The sequence below is a fragment of the Streptomyces sp. NBC_00091 genome (assembly GCF_026343185.1).
GTDB lineage: Bacteria > Actinomycetota > Actinomycetes > Streptomycetales > Streptomycetaceae > Streptomyces.
The window spans coordinates 1,300,297-1,316,134 of record NZ_JAPEMA010000001.1 but is presented as its reverse complement, the minus strand read 5'-3'; the positions used below and the strand labels follow the sequence as shown (position 1 = coordinate 1,316,134).

The window sequence follows — 15,838 nt, the reverse complement described above, 5'->3', positions numbered from 1 at the left end:
TGCCGTCACCGGCTCCTCCGATATGTGCGGTCACATGGTGACACGGGCGGGAGGGCAGGCCTCCTCCCTCCCCCAGGTGTCGGTCCGATAACGGACCGAGCACCCGCTCATTAGACCCTTGACACCCCTAAAGGTCTAGGCCAAGCTCCGGTTACTGGTCTAAACCAATATGGATCAGATCCCGGCCCCACGGCAGTACTCGGTACGTACGTCACCGCGGCGGGCGAGGGAAGGTGCAGGCAGCATCCCTGAGGAGGGTGGCGTGAAGCGCAAGCTCATTGCGGCGGTCGGTGTCGTGGGCATGATGGTCGGAGCCGCGGCGTGCGGCAACGGCGGCGACGACAAGCCGAATGCCGACGCGTCGGGTGGCGCCAAGGAGATCACCGTCTGGGTGATGGACGGCTCCGCACCGAAGGCCTGGATCGAGCAGGTCAACAAGGAGTTCTCGGCCAAGCACCCCGGTGTCACGGTCAAGGTCGAGGAGCAGAAGTGGACGGGCATCCAGGAGAAGGTCACCACGGCCCTCTCCGAGAACACCCCGCCGGACGTCCTTGAGCTCGGCAACACCCAGACCGCCGGCTACGCGGTCACGGGCGGCCTCGCCGACCTGACCAAGGACAAGGCCAAGCTCGGCGCCGACGCCTGGCAGAAGAGCATGCTCGCCTCGGCCGAGGTCGAGGGCAAGCTCTACTCCGCCCCGTGGTACGCCGCCAACCGCGTCGTCGTCTACGACAAGAAGGCCTACGAGAAGGCCGGCGTCACCCCGCCGAAGACCCGCGACGAGTGGGTGGCCGGCCTGGAGAAGCTGAAGGCCGCCGACCCGTCCTCGCAGCCGATCTACCTGCCCGGCCAGAGCTGGTACATCCTCGCCGGCTTCATCTGGGACGAGGGCGGCGACCTCGCCGTCAAGGACGGCGGCAAGTGGAAGGGCCAGCTGGCCACCCCGCAGGCCGCCTCGGCGATGGACTTCTACAAGAAGCTCCAGTCCTTCTCCACCGCCCCCAAGGACAAGGACGAGGCCACCCCGCAGCAGTCCACCGACATCGTCCCCAAGGGCGGCGTCTCCTCCTGGATCGGTCTCGGCTGGGAGGCCGGCGGCGCGGAGAAGGCCCTGAAGGACGCGGGCAAGGAGGCCGACTTCGGCTACTTCCCGATCCCGGGCAAGACCGCCGACAAGTCCGGCACCGTCTTCCTCGGCGGCTCGAACCTCGCCGTGGCCGAGCGCTCCAAGAACAAGGAGCTCGCCAAGGAGTGGCTGGCCCTCGCCACCGGCAAGGACCAGATGACCAAGTACGCCGCCGAGGTCAAGGGCGCCCTGCTGCCCAACCAGGTCGGCGCGAACTTCACCCCGGCCGCCGGCTCCTTCGCCGAGGCCATGGCCAAGGCCGGCCTCAACGGCAAGATCACCCCGGTGACCGCGGGCTGGGCGAACGTCGAGACCGAGCCGAACCCGGTCAAGGAGTTCATGACCAAGGTCCTGAAGGGTGAGGACGCCGCCAAGGCGGGCGCGGACGCGGACAAGGAAATCGCGAACCGCATCAACAAGTAACAGCACGCACCGGGGGGTGCGGCAGGCGCCCAGCGGCCCGCCGCGCCCCCGGTCGCGCATTTGACCTCACAGTCAACCGCGAGGAAGCCAACCCATGACCGTGCACTCCCAGGGAGCGACGACCAGCGCTCCACAGGACGCACCACACAAGTCCGCCGGAGGGCCGAAGGTGCCCGCCGACCCGACCGGCCCCAGCGCCACGTCTCCTCGCGGGGGCAGGAGGTCGCTCCCCACGGGGTGGCTGCCCTACCTGCTGGTGCTGCCCGCCGTGGCCAGCCTCGCGGTCCTGCTGCTGTACCCGCTGATCAAGAACGTGATCCTGTCCTTCCAGGACATCAACAAGATCGAGTTCATCCAGCGGAAGTACCCCTTCGCGGGATTCGGCAACTACACCCAGCTGCTCGGCGACTCCACCTTCTGGACCGTCGTCGTCCGCAGCTTCGCCTTCACCCTCGCCAACGTCGCCCTGATCATGGTGATCGGCAGCCTCATCGGCATCCTGCTCAACCGGCTCGGCAAGTGGATGCGCCTGGTCCTGTCGATGGCCCTGGTGATGGCCTGGGCCATGCCCATCGTGGCCTCCGTACAGGTCTTCTACTGGCTGTTCGACGAGCAGTTCGGCATCATGAACTGGGTCATGCGCACGGCCGGCTTCTCCGGCTACGAGCAGCACAACTGGTTCGAGACCGGCCTCTCCACCCTGACGATCGTCACCGTCCTGGTGGTCTGGGGCTCCATCCCCTTCGTCGCCCTCAACATGTACGCCGGCCTGACCACCGTCGGCGCCGAGCTGTACGAGGCCGCCCGGATGGACGGCGCCAACGGCTGGCAGACCTTCTGGAAGGTCGTCTTCCCGAACCTGAAGCCCTTCTTCCTGGTCACCACCTTCCTCGAGGTGATCTGGGTCTTCAAGGCCTTCACCCAGGTCTACGCGATGAACAAGGGCGGCCCCGACCGCGCCTCCGAGATCCTCCCGGTCTTCGCCTACGTCGAGGGCCAGAGCCAGGCCCACTACGGCCTCGCCGCCGCGATCTCCGTCCTGACGATCCTGATCCTCGTGGTCGTCATGTCCTTCTACTTCCGCCTGATCCTGAAGCAGGAGGAGGAGCAGTGAGCACCACCACCGCCCCGGACAAGCCCGCGCAGCAGCTGCGCACCCGCCGGCCGCTGCGTCCGGCGACCGTCGCCAAGAACCTCGGCGCGCTGCTCCTGGCCCTCGTCTTCGTCTTCCCGGTCTACTGGATGTTCTCCTCGGCCCTCAAGCCGAACGGCGAGATCCTCACCAAGGACCCGGTCTTCGTCTTCACCCCGACGCTGGAGAACTTCACCAAGGCCACCGGCGTCGACCTCTTCTGGACGTACGTCACCAACAGCATCGTCGTCACCGTCGGCGCCGTCCTGCTGGCCCTGCTCGTCGCCCTCGCCGCGAGCTTCGCCATCGCCCGCATGAAGTTCAAGGGCCGCAAGGGCCTGGTCCTCGGCGTGATGATGGCCCAGATGGCCCCCTGGGAGGTCATGGTCATCGCGATGTACATGATCGCCCGCGACAGCGAGATGCTGAACAGCCTCCCGCTGCTCACCGCGATCTACTTCGTGATGGTCCTCCCCTTCACCATCTGGACCCTGCGCGGCTTCATCGCCGCCGTCCCGGTGACGCTGGAGGAGGCCGCCCAGATCGACGGCTGCACCCGCGGCCAGGCCTTCCGCAAGGTGATCCTCCCCCTGCTGGCCCCCGGCCTGATGTCCACCTCGCTCTTCGGGTTCATCACCGCCTGGAACGAGTTCGCGATGGTCCTGATCCTGAACAAGGACAAGTCCGCGCAGACCCTCCCGCTGTGGCTGACCCAGTTCAAGACCGCGTTCGGCAACGACTGGGGCGCCACCATGGCCGCTTCCTCGATCTTCGCCATCCCGGTCCTGCTGATCTTCATCTTCCTCCAGCGCAAGGCCGTCGGCGGCATGACCGCCGGCGCCGTGAAGGGATAACGGCCCATGACAGTCCTTGCGCACCGCCCGGACACCCTGACCCGCGACGCCCTCGCGGTCCTCCAGCCCGGCTTCGAGGGCACCACCGCCCCCGCCTGGCTGCTGCGCCAGGTCGGCGAAGGGCTCACCGCCGTCGGCCTGTTCGGCCGCAACATCGCCTCCCCCGAGCAGCTCGCCGCGCTCACCGCGCAGCTGAGGGCCGTACGGGACGACGTACTCGTCGCCATCGACGAGGAGGGCGGCGACGTCACCCGCCTGGAGGTCCGGGGCGGCTCCTCCTTCCCCGGCAACCTGGCGCTCGGCGCCGTCGACGACACCGCCCTGACCCGCGAGGTCGCCCGCGAGCTGGGCCGCCGCCTCGCCGAGTGCGGGGTCAACCTCAACTGGGCCCCGTCCGCGGACGTCAACTCCAACCCCGACAACCCGGTCATCGGCGTCCGGTCCTTCGGCTCCGACACCCACCTCGCCGCCCGGCACACCGCCGCCTACGTCGAGGGCCTCCAGGCGGCCGGCGTCGCCGCCTGCACCAAGCACTTCCCGGGCCACGGCGACACCAACGTCGACTCGCACCACGCGCTGCCCCGCATCGACGTGGACCTGGACACCCTCCAGGCCCGCGAGCTGATCCCCTTCAAGGCGGCCATCGAGGCCGGCACCAAGGCCGTGATGAGCGCCCACATCCTGGTGCCCGCCCTGGACCCGACCCGCCCGGCCACCCTCAGCCCGCAGATCCTGACCGGTCTGCTGCGCAAGGAACTCGGCTACGAGGGGCTCATCGTCACCGACGGCATGGAGATGAACGCCATCGCCGGGACGTACGGCATCGAGCGCGGCTCGGTGCTCGCCATCGCCGCCGGAGCCGACGCCATCTGCGTCGGCGGCGGCCTCGCCGACGAGGCGACCGTGCTGCGTCTGCGCGACGCGCTGGTCGCCGCCGTACGCGAGGGCGTGCTCCCCGAGGAGCGGCTCGCCGACGCCGCCGCCCGGGTGCGCGCGCTGGCCGCATGGACCCTCCGGGCCGCCCGGCCGGACGCGCAGCCGGAGGGGAGCCGCGCGTCCGGCATCGGGCTGACGGCCGCCCGCCGGGCCGTGGTCGTCACCGGGCGGGCGGTCCCCGTCACCGCCCCCTACGTCGCCACGCTCGCGCCCGTCGCGAACATCGCGGTGGGGGACGAGACCCCGTGGGGCGTGGCCACGGCACTGGCCGAGCTGCTCCCGGGCACCGGCTCGGGCGTCTACCCGCAGGGCTCCGCCGCCGGGGACGTACTGGCGGCCGCGGGGGACCGCACGGTCGTCGCGGTGGTCCGGGACGCGCACCGGCACCCCTGGATGACGGAGATCCTGGACGCGCTGGTCGCGGCCAGGCCGGACACCGTGGTCGTGGAGATGGGCGTACCGCGCGCCGAGCCGCGCGGGGCGCTGTACGTCGCGACGCACGGGGCCGCGCGTGTCTGCGGGCGGGCGGCGGCGGAAGTCATCGCCGGGGCGTAGCCGTTGCCCGTGCGGCGCCGCTGCTGGGGCTCCGCCCCAGACCCCGCGCCTCAAACTCCCCCAGCTACCGCTGGGTGGTGCCCCCACGCGGGGCTGGATTTTGGCCGGCGTCAGCCAGGACGTGCAGCACCGTTGTGCTGCCGCCTGGCGGGGCTGGATTGCCCGCAGGGCAATTCCAGCCCCTCCGGCGATTGAGGAGCGGGTCTGGGCGGAGCCCAGGAGGCCCCGCGCAGCGCCGCCCCGTACATGCACCGCATCCCGAGCACGCGAAGGGCCGGGCACCCCCTGAGGGGGAGCCCGGCCCTTCGGGGTGTGCCGGTACGGCTACAGGCCCTGCCAGGCCGGCTTGTTGGCGTACGTGTGGCGGAAGTAGTCGGCCAGCTTCAGCTTCGAGGCGGCCGCCTCGTCCACGACGACGGTCGCGTGCCGGTGCAGCTGCAGCGCGGAGGCCGGGACCAGCGCGGACAGCGGGCCCTCGACGGTCTGCGCGACGGCCTCGGCCTTGCCCTCGCCGGTGGCCAGCAGCACCAGGTGGCGGGCGTCGAGGATGGTGCCGATGCCCTGGGTGATGACGTGGTGCGGCACCTGCTCGATGTCGTCGTCGAAGAAGCGCGCGTTGTCCACGCGGGTCTGCTCCGTCAGCGTCTTGATGCGGGTGCGGGAGGCCAGGGAGGAGCACGGCTCGTTGAAGCCGATGTGGCCGTCGGTGCCGATGCCGAGCAGCTGGAGGTCCACCCCGCCGGCGGCGGCCAGCGCCCGGTCGTACGCCTCGCAGGCGGCGACTATGTCCTCGGCGGAGCCGTCGGGGCCCATGAAGGAGGCCTCGGTCAGCCCGAGCGGCTCGACGACCTCGCGCAGCACGACGGCGCGGTAGGACTCGGGGTGCCCGGCCGGCAGGCCGACGTACTCGTCGAGCTGGCAGATCCGGGCCTTGGAGGTGTCGACCTGACCGGCCTTGACCTTGGCCGCGAGGGCTTCGTAGACGGGCAGCGGGGTAGAGCCGGTCGCCACGCCGAGCAGGGCGTCGGGCTTGCGGCGGACCAGGGCGGCCATGGCCTCCGCGATGAGTTCGCCGCCTGCCTTGGCGTCCGGGACGATGACAACTTCCACGCGGGGCCTGCCGATCTGAGTGAGGTGGGGGCGCTTGTGGTATAGACCAATCTAGCAGAGCCTGCCCGTGGAAGGCGGGCTTCCGACTCCTCCATGGTGATCCCGATGGGCCCCCTCCGCCCCCGGGGCCGTACCGGATTCCCTAGCGCCCGCTATAAAATGTGGCCATGGTGACCGGACAGCGCGGAAGACCCCGTTCCTTCGACCGGGACGCCGCCCTCGACAAGGCCATGCTCGCCTTCTGGGAGCACGGCTACGAGGCGACGTCCATCGCCGAGCTGACCCGGACCCTGGGCATCGGCGCGCCCAGCCTCTACGCGGCCTTCGGGGACAAGCGCAGGCTCTTCGACGAGGTCGTGGCGGTCTACGCCGACCGGTACGGGCGGTTCGCGGGCGCGGCGCTCGCCGAGGAGCCCACCGCCCGCGCGGCCATCGGCCGCATCCTGCGCGAGGCCGCCGCGATCTACTCCGACCCCGGCCACCCGCCCGGCTGCATGGTGATCAGCGCGGCGGTCAACACCACCTCGCCGGAGGTGGCCGAGACGCTGCGCGAGCGGCGCAACGCCACCATGGGCCTGTTCGAGAGCCGGATCAGGGCGGACATCGCCACCGGAGAGCTGCCGGCCGGTACGGACGCGCGGGCGCTGGCCCGCTACGCGGCGGCCGTGCTCCAGGGGATGTCCCAGCAGTCCTGCGACGGGGCGGGCCGGGAGGAGCTGGAGGCGATCGCGGCACGGGCCCTGCTCGCCTGGCCGGCGTAACGGCGGCCCTCAGGGGACTACCCCTCAAAAATTCCGCCTGACATTCCTCTGGGCCACGGTGCAGGACGGGACCCTCAGCCCGTCCGGCACCGTAGCCCGGAGTACTCACGGCCGTAGGGTGTGCGGTGCCCGGCGGCCGTTTGAGAGGTGCCTGCGCGGTCAGGGCAGAGCGCGTGGCCACCTCGATCCGTCCTCCTGTGCGGGGAGGGCGGAAGCCTGAAACCCAATTGTGGACTAGACCAATCTGTCCTGTCCATCCAATGACGGGGTCCGCAGACCCGTCACTTCCTCCAACAGTACGCGGAGGTTGCCCCTCCTGGATACTCCTGAGTATTCGCCGTGGGGAAAGTCATCCCCGTACCCGGGGTACGCTCGCAAGGTGCCCTCCATGAACGACCTCGTACGCCAGCACACCGCTCTCAGTGAAGTCGAGCTGGAGTGGCTGCACCTGCTGGTATCGGAGTGGCAGCTGCTCTCCGACCTCTCCTTCGCCGACCTCGTGCTCTGGGTTCCCACCCTCGACGGCACCCGGTACGTCTCCGTCGCGCAGATGCGGCCCAACACCGGCCCCACCTCGTACCAGGACGACATGGTCGGCCACCTGGTCCCGCGCGGCCGCCGCCCGCTCCTCGACGCCGCCCTCGACGAGGGCCGGATCGTGCGCGAGGGCGACCCCGAGTGGCGCGAGGAGGTGCCGGTCCGCGTCGAGTCGATCCCCGTCCGCCGCGAGGGCCGGGTCCTGGGCGTGATCGCCCGCAACACCAACCTGCTCACTGTGCGTACACCGAGCCGGCTGGAGCTGACCTACCTCCAGTCCGCCTCCGACCTCGCCCAGATGATCGCCGCGGGCTCCTTCCCCTTCCCCGGCCAGCAGGTCGACATGGACGCCTCCCCGCGCGTCGGGGACGGCCTGATCAGGCTCGACGCCGAAGGCGTGGTGACGTACGCGTCGCCCAACGCGCTCTCCGCCTACCACCGCCTCGGCCTCGCCGCCGACCTGGTCGGCCAGCACCTGGGCACCACCACCGCCGAACTCGCCCCCTCCCGGGGCCCGGTGGACGAGGCGATCGTCAAACTCGCCAGCGGCTGGGCCCCCCGGGAGACCGAGGTCGAGGGCAACGGCGGGGTCATCCAGCTGCGCGCCATCCCGCTCAAGCCCAAGGGCACCCGGATCGGCTCCCTCGTGCTGTGCCGCGACGTCACCGAACTGCGCCGTCGCGAACGTGAACTGATCACCAAGGACGCGACCATCCGGGAGATCCACCACCGGGTGAAGAACAACCTCCAGACCGTGGCCGCCCTCTTGCGGCTCCAGGCCCGCCGGATGGATTCGGAGGGCGGGCGCGAGGCGCTCAACGAGGCCGTGCGCCGCGTCGGTTCGATCGCGATCGTGCACGAGACCCTGTCCCAGAACCTCGACGAGCGGGTCGAGTTCGACGAGATCGCCGACCGCGTGATCGCGATGGTCGCCGAGATCTCGCCCGGCCGGGTGGAGTGCCGGCGCCTCGGCCGGTTCGGGATCCTGGACGCGGAGGTGGCCACTCCACTGTCGATGGTGCTGACCGAGATCCTCCAGAACGCCCTGGAGCACGCCTTCACCCAGGGAGAGGGCGGCACCGTCGAGGTGTCCGCGAGCCGCTCCGGCACCGGCCGCACCGACTCCCGGCTGCTGATCACCGTGGTCGACGACGGCTCCGGTCTGCCCGAGGGCTTCGACCCCCAGCGGGCCGGCAATCTCGGGCTGCAGATCGTACGGACCCTCGTGGAGGGTGAGCTGGGCGGCACCTTCGACATGGTCCGGGTCGAGCCGCGCGGCACCAAGGTCGTCCTCGACGTACCCGCCAGCCCGCAGAAATAGCGGAACGGCCCATCACTCAGGGTGACGGGCCGTTCGGGAGCAAAGCACTGAGCCCCGGACCGAGATTTCCGGTCCGGGGCTCAAGAGCACGTTGCTGAGCGCTTATATGGGTACTACGCGCTGCGGCTCGAGGCTCGAAAGTCGATGTCAGGCGGTGGCGTTACGCGCCCGATTGCGAGCGGCGCGGCGCTTCATCGCGCGGCGCTCGTCCTCGCTGAGACCGCCCCAGACACCGGAGTCCTGGCCGGACTCGAGCGCCCACTGCAGGCACTGCTCCATGACGGGGCAACGGCGGCAGACGGCCTTGGCTTCCTCGATCTGCAGCAGCGCAGGACCGGTGTTGCCGATGGGGAAGAAGAGTTCCGGGTCTTCCTCGCGGCAAACGGCGTTGTGACGCCAGTCCATGGCTGCTCCATCTCCTTGTATTGCGGGCAGGTTGCTTGTGAATGTGAACGCTTTCACGAATCCCCCCGTGAGGGAAGGGCCGACCCCCAGTTGCCTGGTGGGGTCCGAAGATTCGTGGAGGGGTTCTGGCGATCTGTGTGGGTGCCGGGTTCTGCGGGCTGTCCCGATCGCCATGTAGAGATTCGCAAACCTCGGACGGGGATACAACCCCTTCCGGAAAGTTTTTTTGGATTCGTCGGTGTCTACTAGGTCACAGCCCTAGTTCCTAGGGGTGGACCGGCGTGTAAACGTTCGAGTGAAAGGACTTTAGGCCCTTCCACTCACACAATCACACGCAGTGCACGGCGTACGCCTGTGAACCGAACGCTGGTACGCAGCCCGAGGTGATCCCCGTCCATCTGGAAGGGGAGTGGAACCTTCGAATGCAAGGTGAAGTCGGTCAGATCGTGTAGAGACACCGCGTGCTTGCCGTGTGGACCGCGCTCAGGAGTCGAGGTCAGGAGCTGCGTGGCGTACCGGGCGACGGCCGGAGTTGACAAACGGTCGAGCGCCAATACGTCAAGTGCGGTATCGAACGACGCCTCCGGAGAGGCGTACAGGGGCCGGTTTCCCAAGTACGTCCACGGTGAGGTGTTGCAGACTATCGACAGCACCAGATCCGTCACCGGATCCGCGCCGGGCTGCTCCAGCGTGATCGTGCCGTGCCGGCGGTTGGGCTCTTCCCAGAACTGGCGCATCAGCTGCCGTACGTAGAGCGCGTGCGTCGAACGCTTGCCGCGCTCACGCTGCTGCTCCACGCGCCCCACCACACCCGCGTCGAAGCCGAAGCCCGCGCAGAAGGTGAACCAGCGCGCCGGAACCGACTCGTCCTCGCTCCCCGGGACGCCGGCCGCCAGACCCAGGCCCACCGTCCGCTCGCGCTTCTCCCGCAGGGCGTCCAGCAGGGCGCCCGTCGCCTCGACCGCGTCGTTCGGCAGCCCGAGCGCGCGGGCGAACACGTTCGTGGACCCTCCCGGGACCACGGCCAGCCCGGGCAGCCGCTCCGGATCGGGGCCGTTGTGCAGCAGCCCGTTGACGACCTCGTTGACGGTGCCGTCGCCGCCCAGCGCCACCACCAGGTCGACGCCCTCGTGCGCGGCCTTGCGCCCCAGGTCGCGGGCGTGCCCCCGGTACTCGGTGGTCACCGCCTCCAGCTTCATCTCGCTGGCCAGGGCATGGGTCAGGACGTCGCGCGTGCGCGCACTGGTGGTCGTCGCTGCTGGGTTGGCCACGAGAAGTGCACGCATGAGCGCCAGACTACCCACCCCTCCATATGCGACCCATACCGACCGTACCGTCCGGGCCCGACGGGCCGCGGCTAGGCTGCTGGGGTGAGCAAGAAGCCGACCCCCCAAGCCCCCGCCGCCCCCGAGCCCGCAGCGCTGCCGGGCCGGCTGACCGCCGCCGCCGCGCTCACCGCGCTGGAGGGCCTGGCCCTGGCCGGCCTCGGCGTCTACATGCTGTTCGTCGGCATCGCCGGAGACCCCGACTCCCCGCAGCAGGCCGAGACCGGGGGCATCACCCTGCTCGCCCTCGCCGCGCTCCCGCTGATCGCGGCGCGCGGGCTGCGCCTGGGCCGCCGCTGGAGCCGCGGCCCGGCACTGATCACCCAGCTGATGGCCATGCCGGTCGCCTGGACCCTGTGGACCACCGGCGGGGCGATGACCGCCGCCGCCGTGGCCCTGGCCCTGGCCGCGGTGGCCGTCGCCGCGCTCCTGGTGAACCCGACGGCGACCCAGGCACTGGGGATCGGGCAGGCGGACGGAACCCGCTAGTCCCGGATTCCGCCGCCCGCCCACCGCTCCTCGGCCGCTGCGCGATCACTCCTCGACGAGGAGCTTCTCCCGGAGCTGGGCCAGGGTGCGGGCCAGCAGCCGGGAGACGTGCATCTGCGAGATGCCGACCTCCTGCGCGATCTGCGACTGGGTCATGTTGCCGAAGAAGCGAAGCAGCAGGATCCGCTTCTCCCGCGGCGGCAGCCCCTCCAGCAGCGGCTTGAGGGACTCCCGGTACTCGACGCCCTCCAGCGCCTCGTCCTCCGAGCCCAGGGTGTCCGCGACCGCCGGCGACTCGTCGTCGGTGTCCGGCACGTCGAGGGAGAGCGTGCTGTAGGCATTGGCCGATTCCAGCCCCTCCAGCACCTCCTCCTCGGAGATCCCCAGCCGCTCGGCCAGCTCGTGCACCGTCGGGGACCGGCCGTGCTGCTGGGACAGTTCCGCGGTGGCCGTGGTCAGCGAGAGCCGCAGCTCCTGCAGGCGCCGGGGCACCCGTACCGCCCAGCCCTTGTCGCGGAAGTGCCGCTTGATCTCGCCGACCACGGTGGGCGTGGCGTACGTGGAGAACTCGACCCCGCGGTCCGGGTCGAACCGGTCCACCGACTTGATCAGGCCGATGGTGGCGACCTGGGTCAGATCGTCCAGCGGCTCGCCGCGGTTGCGGAACCGCCGCGCCAGGTGCTCGACCAGCGGCAGGTGCATCCGCACCAGCCGGTTGCGCAGCTCCGCCCGCTCGGGTGATCCCTCGGGCAGCCGGCGCAGCTCGAAGAACAGGGCCCGCGCGCCGCTGCGGTCCCGCGGATCCGGCAGCGCCACGGGCGCGGCCGGCACCTCCGGGGCCGCGGCCTCCGGTGGCAGTGGTTGGTCCTGCTGGTTCTCGCTCATAGGGCCCGCCCGTCGCTCCGCCGAGTCCAAAAAGCCGTCTTCCGCATCCGCGTCAGCCGGGTGCGGCCGGGCCTGCTGCTGCTCCGGGATGCCGCCGTCGACCTCGTGCCTCACCCGGGGCCGATCCCCGCCCCGCACCGGGATCTCCCCGCCGCTCACGCCGGGCCTGGCCCCGCGCCGCGCTGTTTGTAGAGGCTGATGCTCACTGTCTTGTTCTCCTCGACCGTGGCCTCGACCTTGCCGGCCAGCGCCGACAGGACCGTCCACGCGAACGTGTCGCGCTCCGGCGCCCGCCCGTCGGTGGTCGGCGCGGAGACGGTCACTTCCAGCGAATCGTCGATCAGCCGGAAGACGCAGCTGAGGACGGAGCCGGGCACGGCCTGCTGGAGCAGGATCGCGCAGGCCTCGTCCACCGCGATGCGGAGGTCCTCGATCTCGTCGAGGGTGAAGTCCAAACGTGCCGCGAGACCGGCCGTGGCCGTTCGCAGCACCGACAGGTAGGCACCCGCAGCCGGCAGCCGGACTTCCACGAAGTCCTGGGTCCCGGGCTCGCCTGCGATCTGGGACACCCTCACCTCCAAGGTGGTACGAGCTCTGTTCGCCGGTGACGCTATCGCGATCCGGGCGATCGTGTCGCGGCACCCCTCATCGCGCCCGCTTGGAGCGACCGGGCCGACCCCGCCAAGTGCGGTGACTGATGGTAAGCCCATGAGTACGCACAGTGGCTAGGGGTCTGCGGGCCCAATTCGGGGGAACCGGCGGAGGGTTGACCTACCCCGGTTCAGACGATCGAACCGTCGACAAAACACCACCGCCAGGTCTCGCCCGGCTCGAAGCTCCGCATCACCGGGTGACCGGTCTCCTGATGGTGCGCGGTGGCGTGCCGGTGGGGCGAGGAGTCGCAGCAGCCCACGTAACCGCAGCCGAGGCACATCCGCAGCTGCACCGGATGACTCCCGAGCACCTCACATTCCGGGCAGGTCGGCGCATGCGGGACAGGCTCGGGGCGCGGCAGTTCGGCAACGTGGGTGCACTCGCTCATGATGGCCAGCGTACGGCCAGGGTGCGGGTGGACGACGTGACGAGGGTGGATCATCGATGGAGGTATTGCCGCTGGTGGCGCTGGTGGCGGGGAGCGCCGCCGTGGCGGGGGCGGCCCGGCGGACGCCGGTGCCCGCGCCGCTGCTGCTGGTCGCTGCGGGGCTGATCGCCGCGTACCTGCCGGGGGTGCCCGCGTACACCCTCGACCCGCACATCGTGCTGCCGCTGCTGCTCCCGCCGCTGCTGCACACGGCCGCGGTCGACAGCTCGTACCTGGACCTGCGGGCCAACGTACGGCCGATCGCGCTGCTGTCGGTGGGGTACGTGCTCTTCGCGACGCTCGCCGTCGGGTACCTCGCGTACCTGGTGGTGCCGGGGCTGTCGCTGCCCGTGGCCCTCGTGCTGGGCGCGGTGGTCGCGCCGCCGGACGCGGTCGCGGCGACGGCGATCGCCCGCCGGCTCGGGCTGCCGAGCCGGATGACGACCATCCTCCAGGGCGAGTCCCTGGTGAACGACGCCACCGCCATCACCGCCTACAAGGTGGCGCTGGCCGCCGCGGTCGGGGTGAGCGCCGGCTGGGCGGGCGGGGTCGTGGAGTTCCTGCTGGCGTCGGTCGGCGGGGTCGGTGTGGGGCTGCTGCTGATGGTGCCCATCCACTGGCTGAGGAAGCGGCTGCGGGAGCCGCTGCTGCAGAACACGCTGTCGCTGCTGATCCCCTTCGTGGCGTACGCGGCGGCGGAGCGGGTGCACGCCTCCGGGGTGCTGGCGGTGGTGGTCGTGGCCCTGTACCTGGGGCACCGCAACTGGCAGGTCGACTTCGCGACGCGGCTCCAGGAGGAGGCCGTGTGGAAGGTGGTCGCCTTCGTACTGGAGTCCGTGGTCTTCGCGCTGATCGGGCTCCAGCTGCCGGTGGTCCTGAAGGGGCTGGGGGAGTACGAGGGGATGGCCGCGGCCTGGTACGCCGTCGCGGTGTTCCTCGCGGTTGTGGTGGCGCGGTTCCTGTGGGTGTTCCCGGCGACCTTCGTGCCGAGGTGGGTGTCCGAGCGGATCCGGCACCGGGAGCCCGACACCGACTGGAAGTCCCCGGCGATCGTGGGGTGGGCCGGGATGCGGGGGGTGGTGTCGCTGGCGATCGCCTTCTCCGTGCCGATGAGCGTGCCGCACCGGAACCTGATCCTGTTCCTTACGTTCACGACCGTCATCGGGACGCTGGTGGTGCAGGGGCTGACGCTGCCGCCGCTGATCAGGATCCTGAAGCTGCCGCCACGGGACGCGCAGGCCGAGACCCTCGCGGAGGCGCAGGCGCAGAGCGAGGCCTCGCGGGCGGCGGAGGAGCGGCTGGCGGAGCTGCTGGGCGACCCGGCGAACAGCACGCTGCCGCCGCCGCTGGCGGACCGGCTGCGGACGGTGCTGGAACGGCGGCGCAACGCGGTGTGGGAGCGGCTGGGGGAGGTCAACCCGGTGACGGGGGAGTCGGCGGACGACGTCTACCGGCGGCTGGCGCGGGAGATGATCGAGGCCGAGCGGGAGGTGTTCGTCGCGCTGCGGGACCGGCGGCGGATCGACGACGAGATGCTGCGGGGGCTGCTGCGCCGCCTGGACCTCGAGGAGGCGGCGGCGTACCGGGAGGAGACGGGCTGACCGTGCCCTGGCCGGGCGGTGTTCGGGGTGGGTCGTTGCCCTGACCGGGCGGGGGTGGGGGTGGGGTGCTGTGGGTGGGTCGGGGTCGGGGGCGGGGTGGGGTGTCGTCCGGGACGGGCTTCGATGTTCGGCGCCTTGGCGGTGCTTGGTTTGCGGGGCAGTGGTTTGCGCCGAATTCATCTCGTTTTAGTCCCGGACAACACCCCACCCCGCCCCCGACCCCTTACGTGCGCGACCCCGTGCTGGCGCAGTCCCATTCGGTCCCGCTGGCGCCATCCAGCCCCGCCGCACCCTCCAGCCTCGCCGGCGTTTGAGGCGCGGGGTCTGGGGCGGAGCCCCAGGGAACGGGCGAAGGGCGGGTAGGGGAGCTGCTCCGCGCAGCGGGAACCGGGGCAGCCGGGTTACGGGGGGCCGGTGATGACGGCGGTCAGGGTGGTGCCCCGGGGGAAGGCGGCCTCGGCGGTGAGGGCCGTCAGGGCCCAGAGGAGCTTCGCGACGTAGATCCGCTCCACCGGGACCCCGTGCCGGGACTCGAAGTCCGCGGCGAAGGAATCCAGCGCCGCCGGCACACGGGCGTAGCCGCCGTGGTCGTAGCCCTCCGCGAGGGCCCAGTCGCCGGCCGGGCCGCCGAAGGCGAGGGCCTGGAGGGAACGTATCTCCGCGCCCAGGAAGCCCCCGGCCAGGACCGGTACGCCCAGTGCCCGCTGGCCCGGGGCCAGCCCCGCCGCGAGGCCGGCCAGGGTGCCGCCCGTACCGCAGGCCACCGCCGCCACGTCGCACCGGCCGCGCAGCTCGCGGCCCAGTTCCGCGCAGCCCGTGAGGGCCAGGGCGTTGCTGCCGCCCTCGGGGACGACGTACGCCCCGGTCGCGCCGGCCGCCTCCAGGAGGCGGGCCAGGGTCTGCGGTTCGGTCTTGCGGCGGTACTCCGAGCGGGTCGTGAAGTGCAGCCGCATGCCGTCCGCCGCGCAGCGGGCGAGGGAGTCGTTCAGGGGGCGGCCGGCCAGCTCGTCCCCCCGTACGATGCCGACGGTGCGCAGGCCGAGGAGCCGGCCGGCCGCGGCGGTGGCCCGCAGGTGGTTGGAGTAGGCCCCGCCGAAGGTGGCCAGCTGCCCGTGGCCCGCCTCCACCGCCGCCCGGAGGTTCGGCGCGAGCTTGCGCCACTTGTTGCCGGGCAGCTCCGGGTGGACGAGGTCGTCCCGCTTGAGCAGCAGCCGGACCCCGTGCGCGGCGAAGCGCTCGTCGGCCGCCTCGACGAGGGGGGACGGCGGGCGGGGGCGCAGTTCGGGGTGGGTCACCA

At 71.1% G+C, this 15,838-nt stretch carries 15 protein-coding genes; 8 read left to right on the top strand and 7 right to left on the bottom strand.

Going from position 1 to position 15,838, the window contains the following annotated elements; genetic code table 11:
- Positions 1-262 precede the first annotated feature (262 nt).
- From OOK34_RS05550 to OOK34_RS05535, 4 genes are all read left to right on the top strand, one after another.
- The gene (locus tag OOK34_RS05550; RefSeq protein WP_267032743.1) at positions 263-1,549 is read left to right on the top strand and encodes an extracellular solute-binding protein; all 1,287 of its coding nucleotides are present in this window, start codon (positions 263-265) and stop codon (positions 1,547-1,549) included.
- A 94-nt stretch (positions 1,550-1,643) separates the two neighbouring features.
- Positions 1,644-2,663 (top strand): carbohydrate ABC transporter permease, encoded by a 1,020-nt coding sequence (locus tag OOK34_RS05545; RefSeq protein ID WP_267032742.1) that lies wholly within the window; start codon positions 1,644-1,646, stop codon positions 2,661-2,663.
- A gap of 35 nt (positions 2,664-2,698) precedes the next feature.
- Complete coding sequence (locus OOK34_RS05540; protein ID WP_267036633.1) at positions 2,699-3,535, top strand: carbohydrate ABC transporter permease; 837 nt, start codon at positions 2,699-2,701, stop codon at positions 3,533-3,535.
- A 6-nt stretch (positions 3,536-3,541) separates the two neighbouring features.
- Positions 3,542-5,026, top strand: coding sequence for a glycoside hydrolase family 3 protein (locus OOK34_RS05535; RefSeq protein ID WP_267032741.1), 1,485 nt, complete (start codon positions 3,542-3,544; stop codon positions 5,024-5,026).
- Positions 5,027-5,350: 324 nt separating this feature from the next.
- Here the strand turns inward: OOK34_RS05535 and nagB are convergent, their stop codons facing one another.
- A complete protein-coding gene (nagB, locus tag OOK34_RS05530; protein ID WP_267032740.1) occupies positions 5,351-6,136 on the bottom strand; it encodes a glucosamine-6-phosphate deaminase in 786 nt (261 codons plus the stop codon).
- A 167-nt stretch (positions 6,137-6,303) separates the two neighbouring features.
- Here nagB and OOK34_RS05525 point away from each other — a divergent pair, with 167 nt between their 5' ends.
- Together OOK34_RS05525 and OOK34_RS05520 are read left to right on the top strand one after the other, a co-directional pair.
- Entirely contained in the window at positions 6,304-6,897 is a 594-nt protein-coding gene (locus OOK34_RS05525; protein ID WP_267032739.1) for a TetR/AcrR family transcriptional regulator, read from the top strand.
- Positions 6,898-7,285: 388 nt separating this feature from the next.
- Complete coding sequence (locus tag OOK34_RS05520) at positions 7,286-8,755, top strand: sensor histidine kinase (RefSeq protein WP_267032738.1); 1,470 nt, start codon at positions 7,286-7,288, stop codon at positions 8,753-8,755.
- Positions 8,756-8,902: 147 nt separating this feature from the next.
- On the opposite strand, the gene OOK34_RS05515 is transcribed toward OOK34_RS05520, so the two are convergent.
- Both OOK34_RS05515 and OOK34_RS05510 read right to left on the bottom strand, forming a co-directional pair.
- A complete protein-coding gene (locus OOK34_RS05515) occupies positions 8,903-9,160 on the bottom strand; it encodes a WhiB family transcriptional regulator (RefSeq protein WP_004937597.1) in 258 nt (85 codons plus the stop codon).
- Between the two features lie 320 nt (positions 9,161-9,480).
- Positions 9,481-10,446 (bottom strand): diacylglycerol kinase family protein, encoded by a 966-nt coding sequence (locus OOK34_RS05510; protein ID WP_267032737.1) that lies wholly within the window; start codon positions 10,444-10,446, stop codon positions 9,481-9,483.
- A gap of 84 nt (positions 10,447-10,530) precedes the next feature.
- Between OOK34_RS05510 and OOK34_RS05505 the strand changes: the two genes are divergently transcribed.
- Positions 10,531-10,974 (top strand): hypothetical protein, encoded by a 444-nt coding sequence (locus tag OOK34_RS05505; RefSeq protein WP_267032736.1) that lies wholly within the window; start codon positions 10,531-10,533, stop codon positions 10,972-10,974.
- Positions 10,975-11,019: 45 nt separating this feature from the next.
- Here OOK34_RS05505 and OOK34_RS05500 read toward each other — a convergent pair whose 3' ends face one another.
- The 3 genes from OOK34_RS05500 to OOK34_RS05490 form a co-directional block, all read right to left on the bottom strand.
- Complete coding sequence (locus OOK34_RS05500) at positions 11,020-11,973, bottom strand: RNA polymerase sigma factor SigF (protein ID WP_267032735.1); 954 nt, start codon at positions 11,971-11,973, stop codon at positions 11,020-11,022.
- A 41-nt stretch (positions 11,974-12,014) separates the two neighbouring features.
- Positions 12,015-12,428, bottom strand: a complete 414-nt coding sequence (locus OOK34_RS05495) for an anti-sigma regulatory factor (RefSeq protein WP_033218654.1) — start codon at positions 12,426-12,428, stop codon at positions 12,015-12,017.
- A 212-nt stretch (positions 12,429-12,640) separates the two neighbouring features.
- Positions 12,641-12,901: a UBP-type zinc finger domain-containing protein gene (locus OOK34_RS05490; RefSeq protein ID WP_267032734.1), complete on the bottom strand. Its 261-nt coding sequence runs from the start codon at positions 12,899-12,901 to the stop codon at positions 12,641-12,643.
- Between the two features lie 56 nt (positions 12,902-12,957).
- Between OOK34_RS05490 and OOK34_RS05485 the strand changes: the two genes are divergently transcribed.
- Entirely contained in the window at positions 12,958-14,541 is a 1,584-nt protein-coding gene (locus OOK34_RS05485) for a Na+/H+ antiporter (RefSeq protein ID WP_267032733.1), read from the top strand.
- A 401-nt stretch (positions 14,542-14,942) separates the two neighbouring features.
- On the opposite strand, the gene OOK34_RS05480 is transcribed toward OOK34_RS05485, so the two are convergent.
- Complete coding sequence (locus OOK34_RS05480; protein WP_267032732.1) at positions 14,943-15,836, bottom strand: 1-aminocyclopropane-1-carboxylate deaminase/D-cysteine desulfhydrase; 894 nt, start codon at positions 15,834-15,836, stop codon at positions 14,943-14,945.
- Between the last annotated feature and the right edge of the window lie 2 nt (positions 15,837-15,838).

Excerpts from the sequence above, each read along its gene's own strand:
- OOK34_RS05545 (WP_267032742.1), top strand. The coding sequence starts at position 1,644 with ATGACCGTGCACTCCCAGGGAGCGACGACCAGCGCTCCACAGGACGCA.
- OOK34_RS05535 (WP_267032741.1), top strand. The coding sequence starts at position 3,542 with ATGACAGTCCTTGCGCACCGCCCGGACACCCTGACCCGCGACGCCCTC.
- OOK34_RS05525 (WP_267032739.1), top strand. The coding sequence starts at position 6,304 with ATGGTGACCGGACAGCGCGGAAGACCCCGTTCCTTCGACCGGGACGCC.
- OOK34_RS05520 (WP_267032738.1), top strand. The coding sequence starts at position 7,286 with ATGAACGACCTCGTACGCCAGCACACCGCTCTCAGTGAAGTCGAGCTG.
- OOK34_RS05515 (WP_004937597.1), bottom strand. The coding sequence starts at position 9,160 with ATGGACTGGCGTCACAACGCCGTTTGCCGCGAGGAAGACCCGGAACTC.
- OOK34_RS05510 (WP_267032737.1), bottom strand. The coding sequence starts at position 10,446 with ATGCGTGCACTTCTCGTGGCCAACCCAGCAGCGACGACCACCAGTGCG.
- OOK34_RS05490 (WP_267032734.1), bottom strand. The coding sequence starts at position 12,901 with ATGAGCGAGTGCACCCACGTTGCCGAACTGCCGCGCCCCGAGCCTGTC.
- OOK34_RS05485 (WP_267032733.1), top strand. The coding sequence starts at position 12,958 with ATGGAGGTATTGCCGCTGGTGGCGCTGGTGGCGGGGAGCGCCGCCGTG.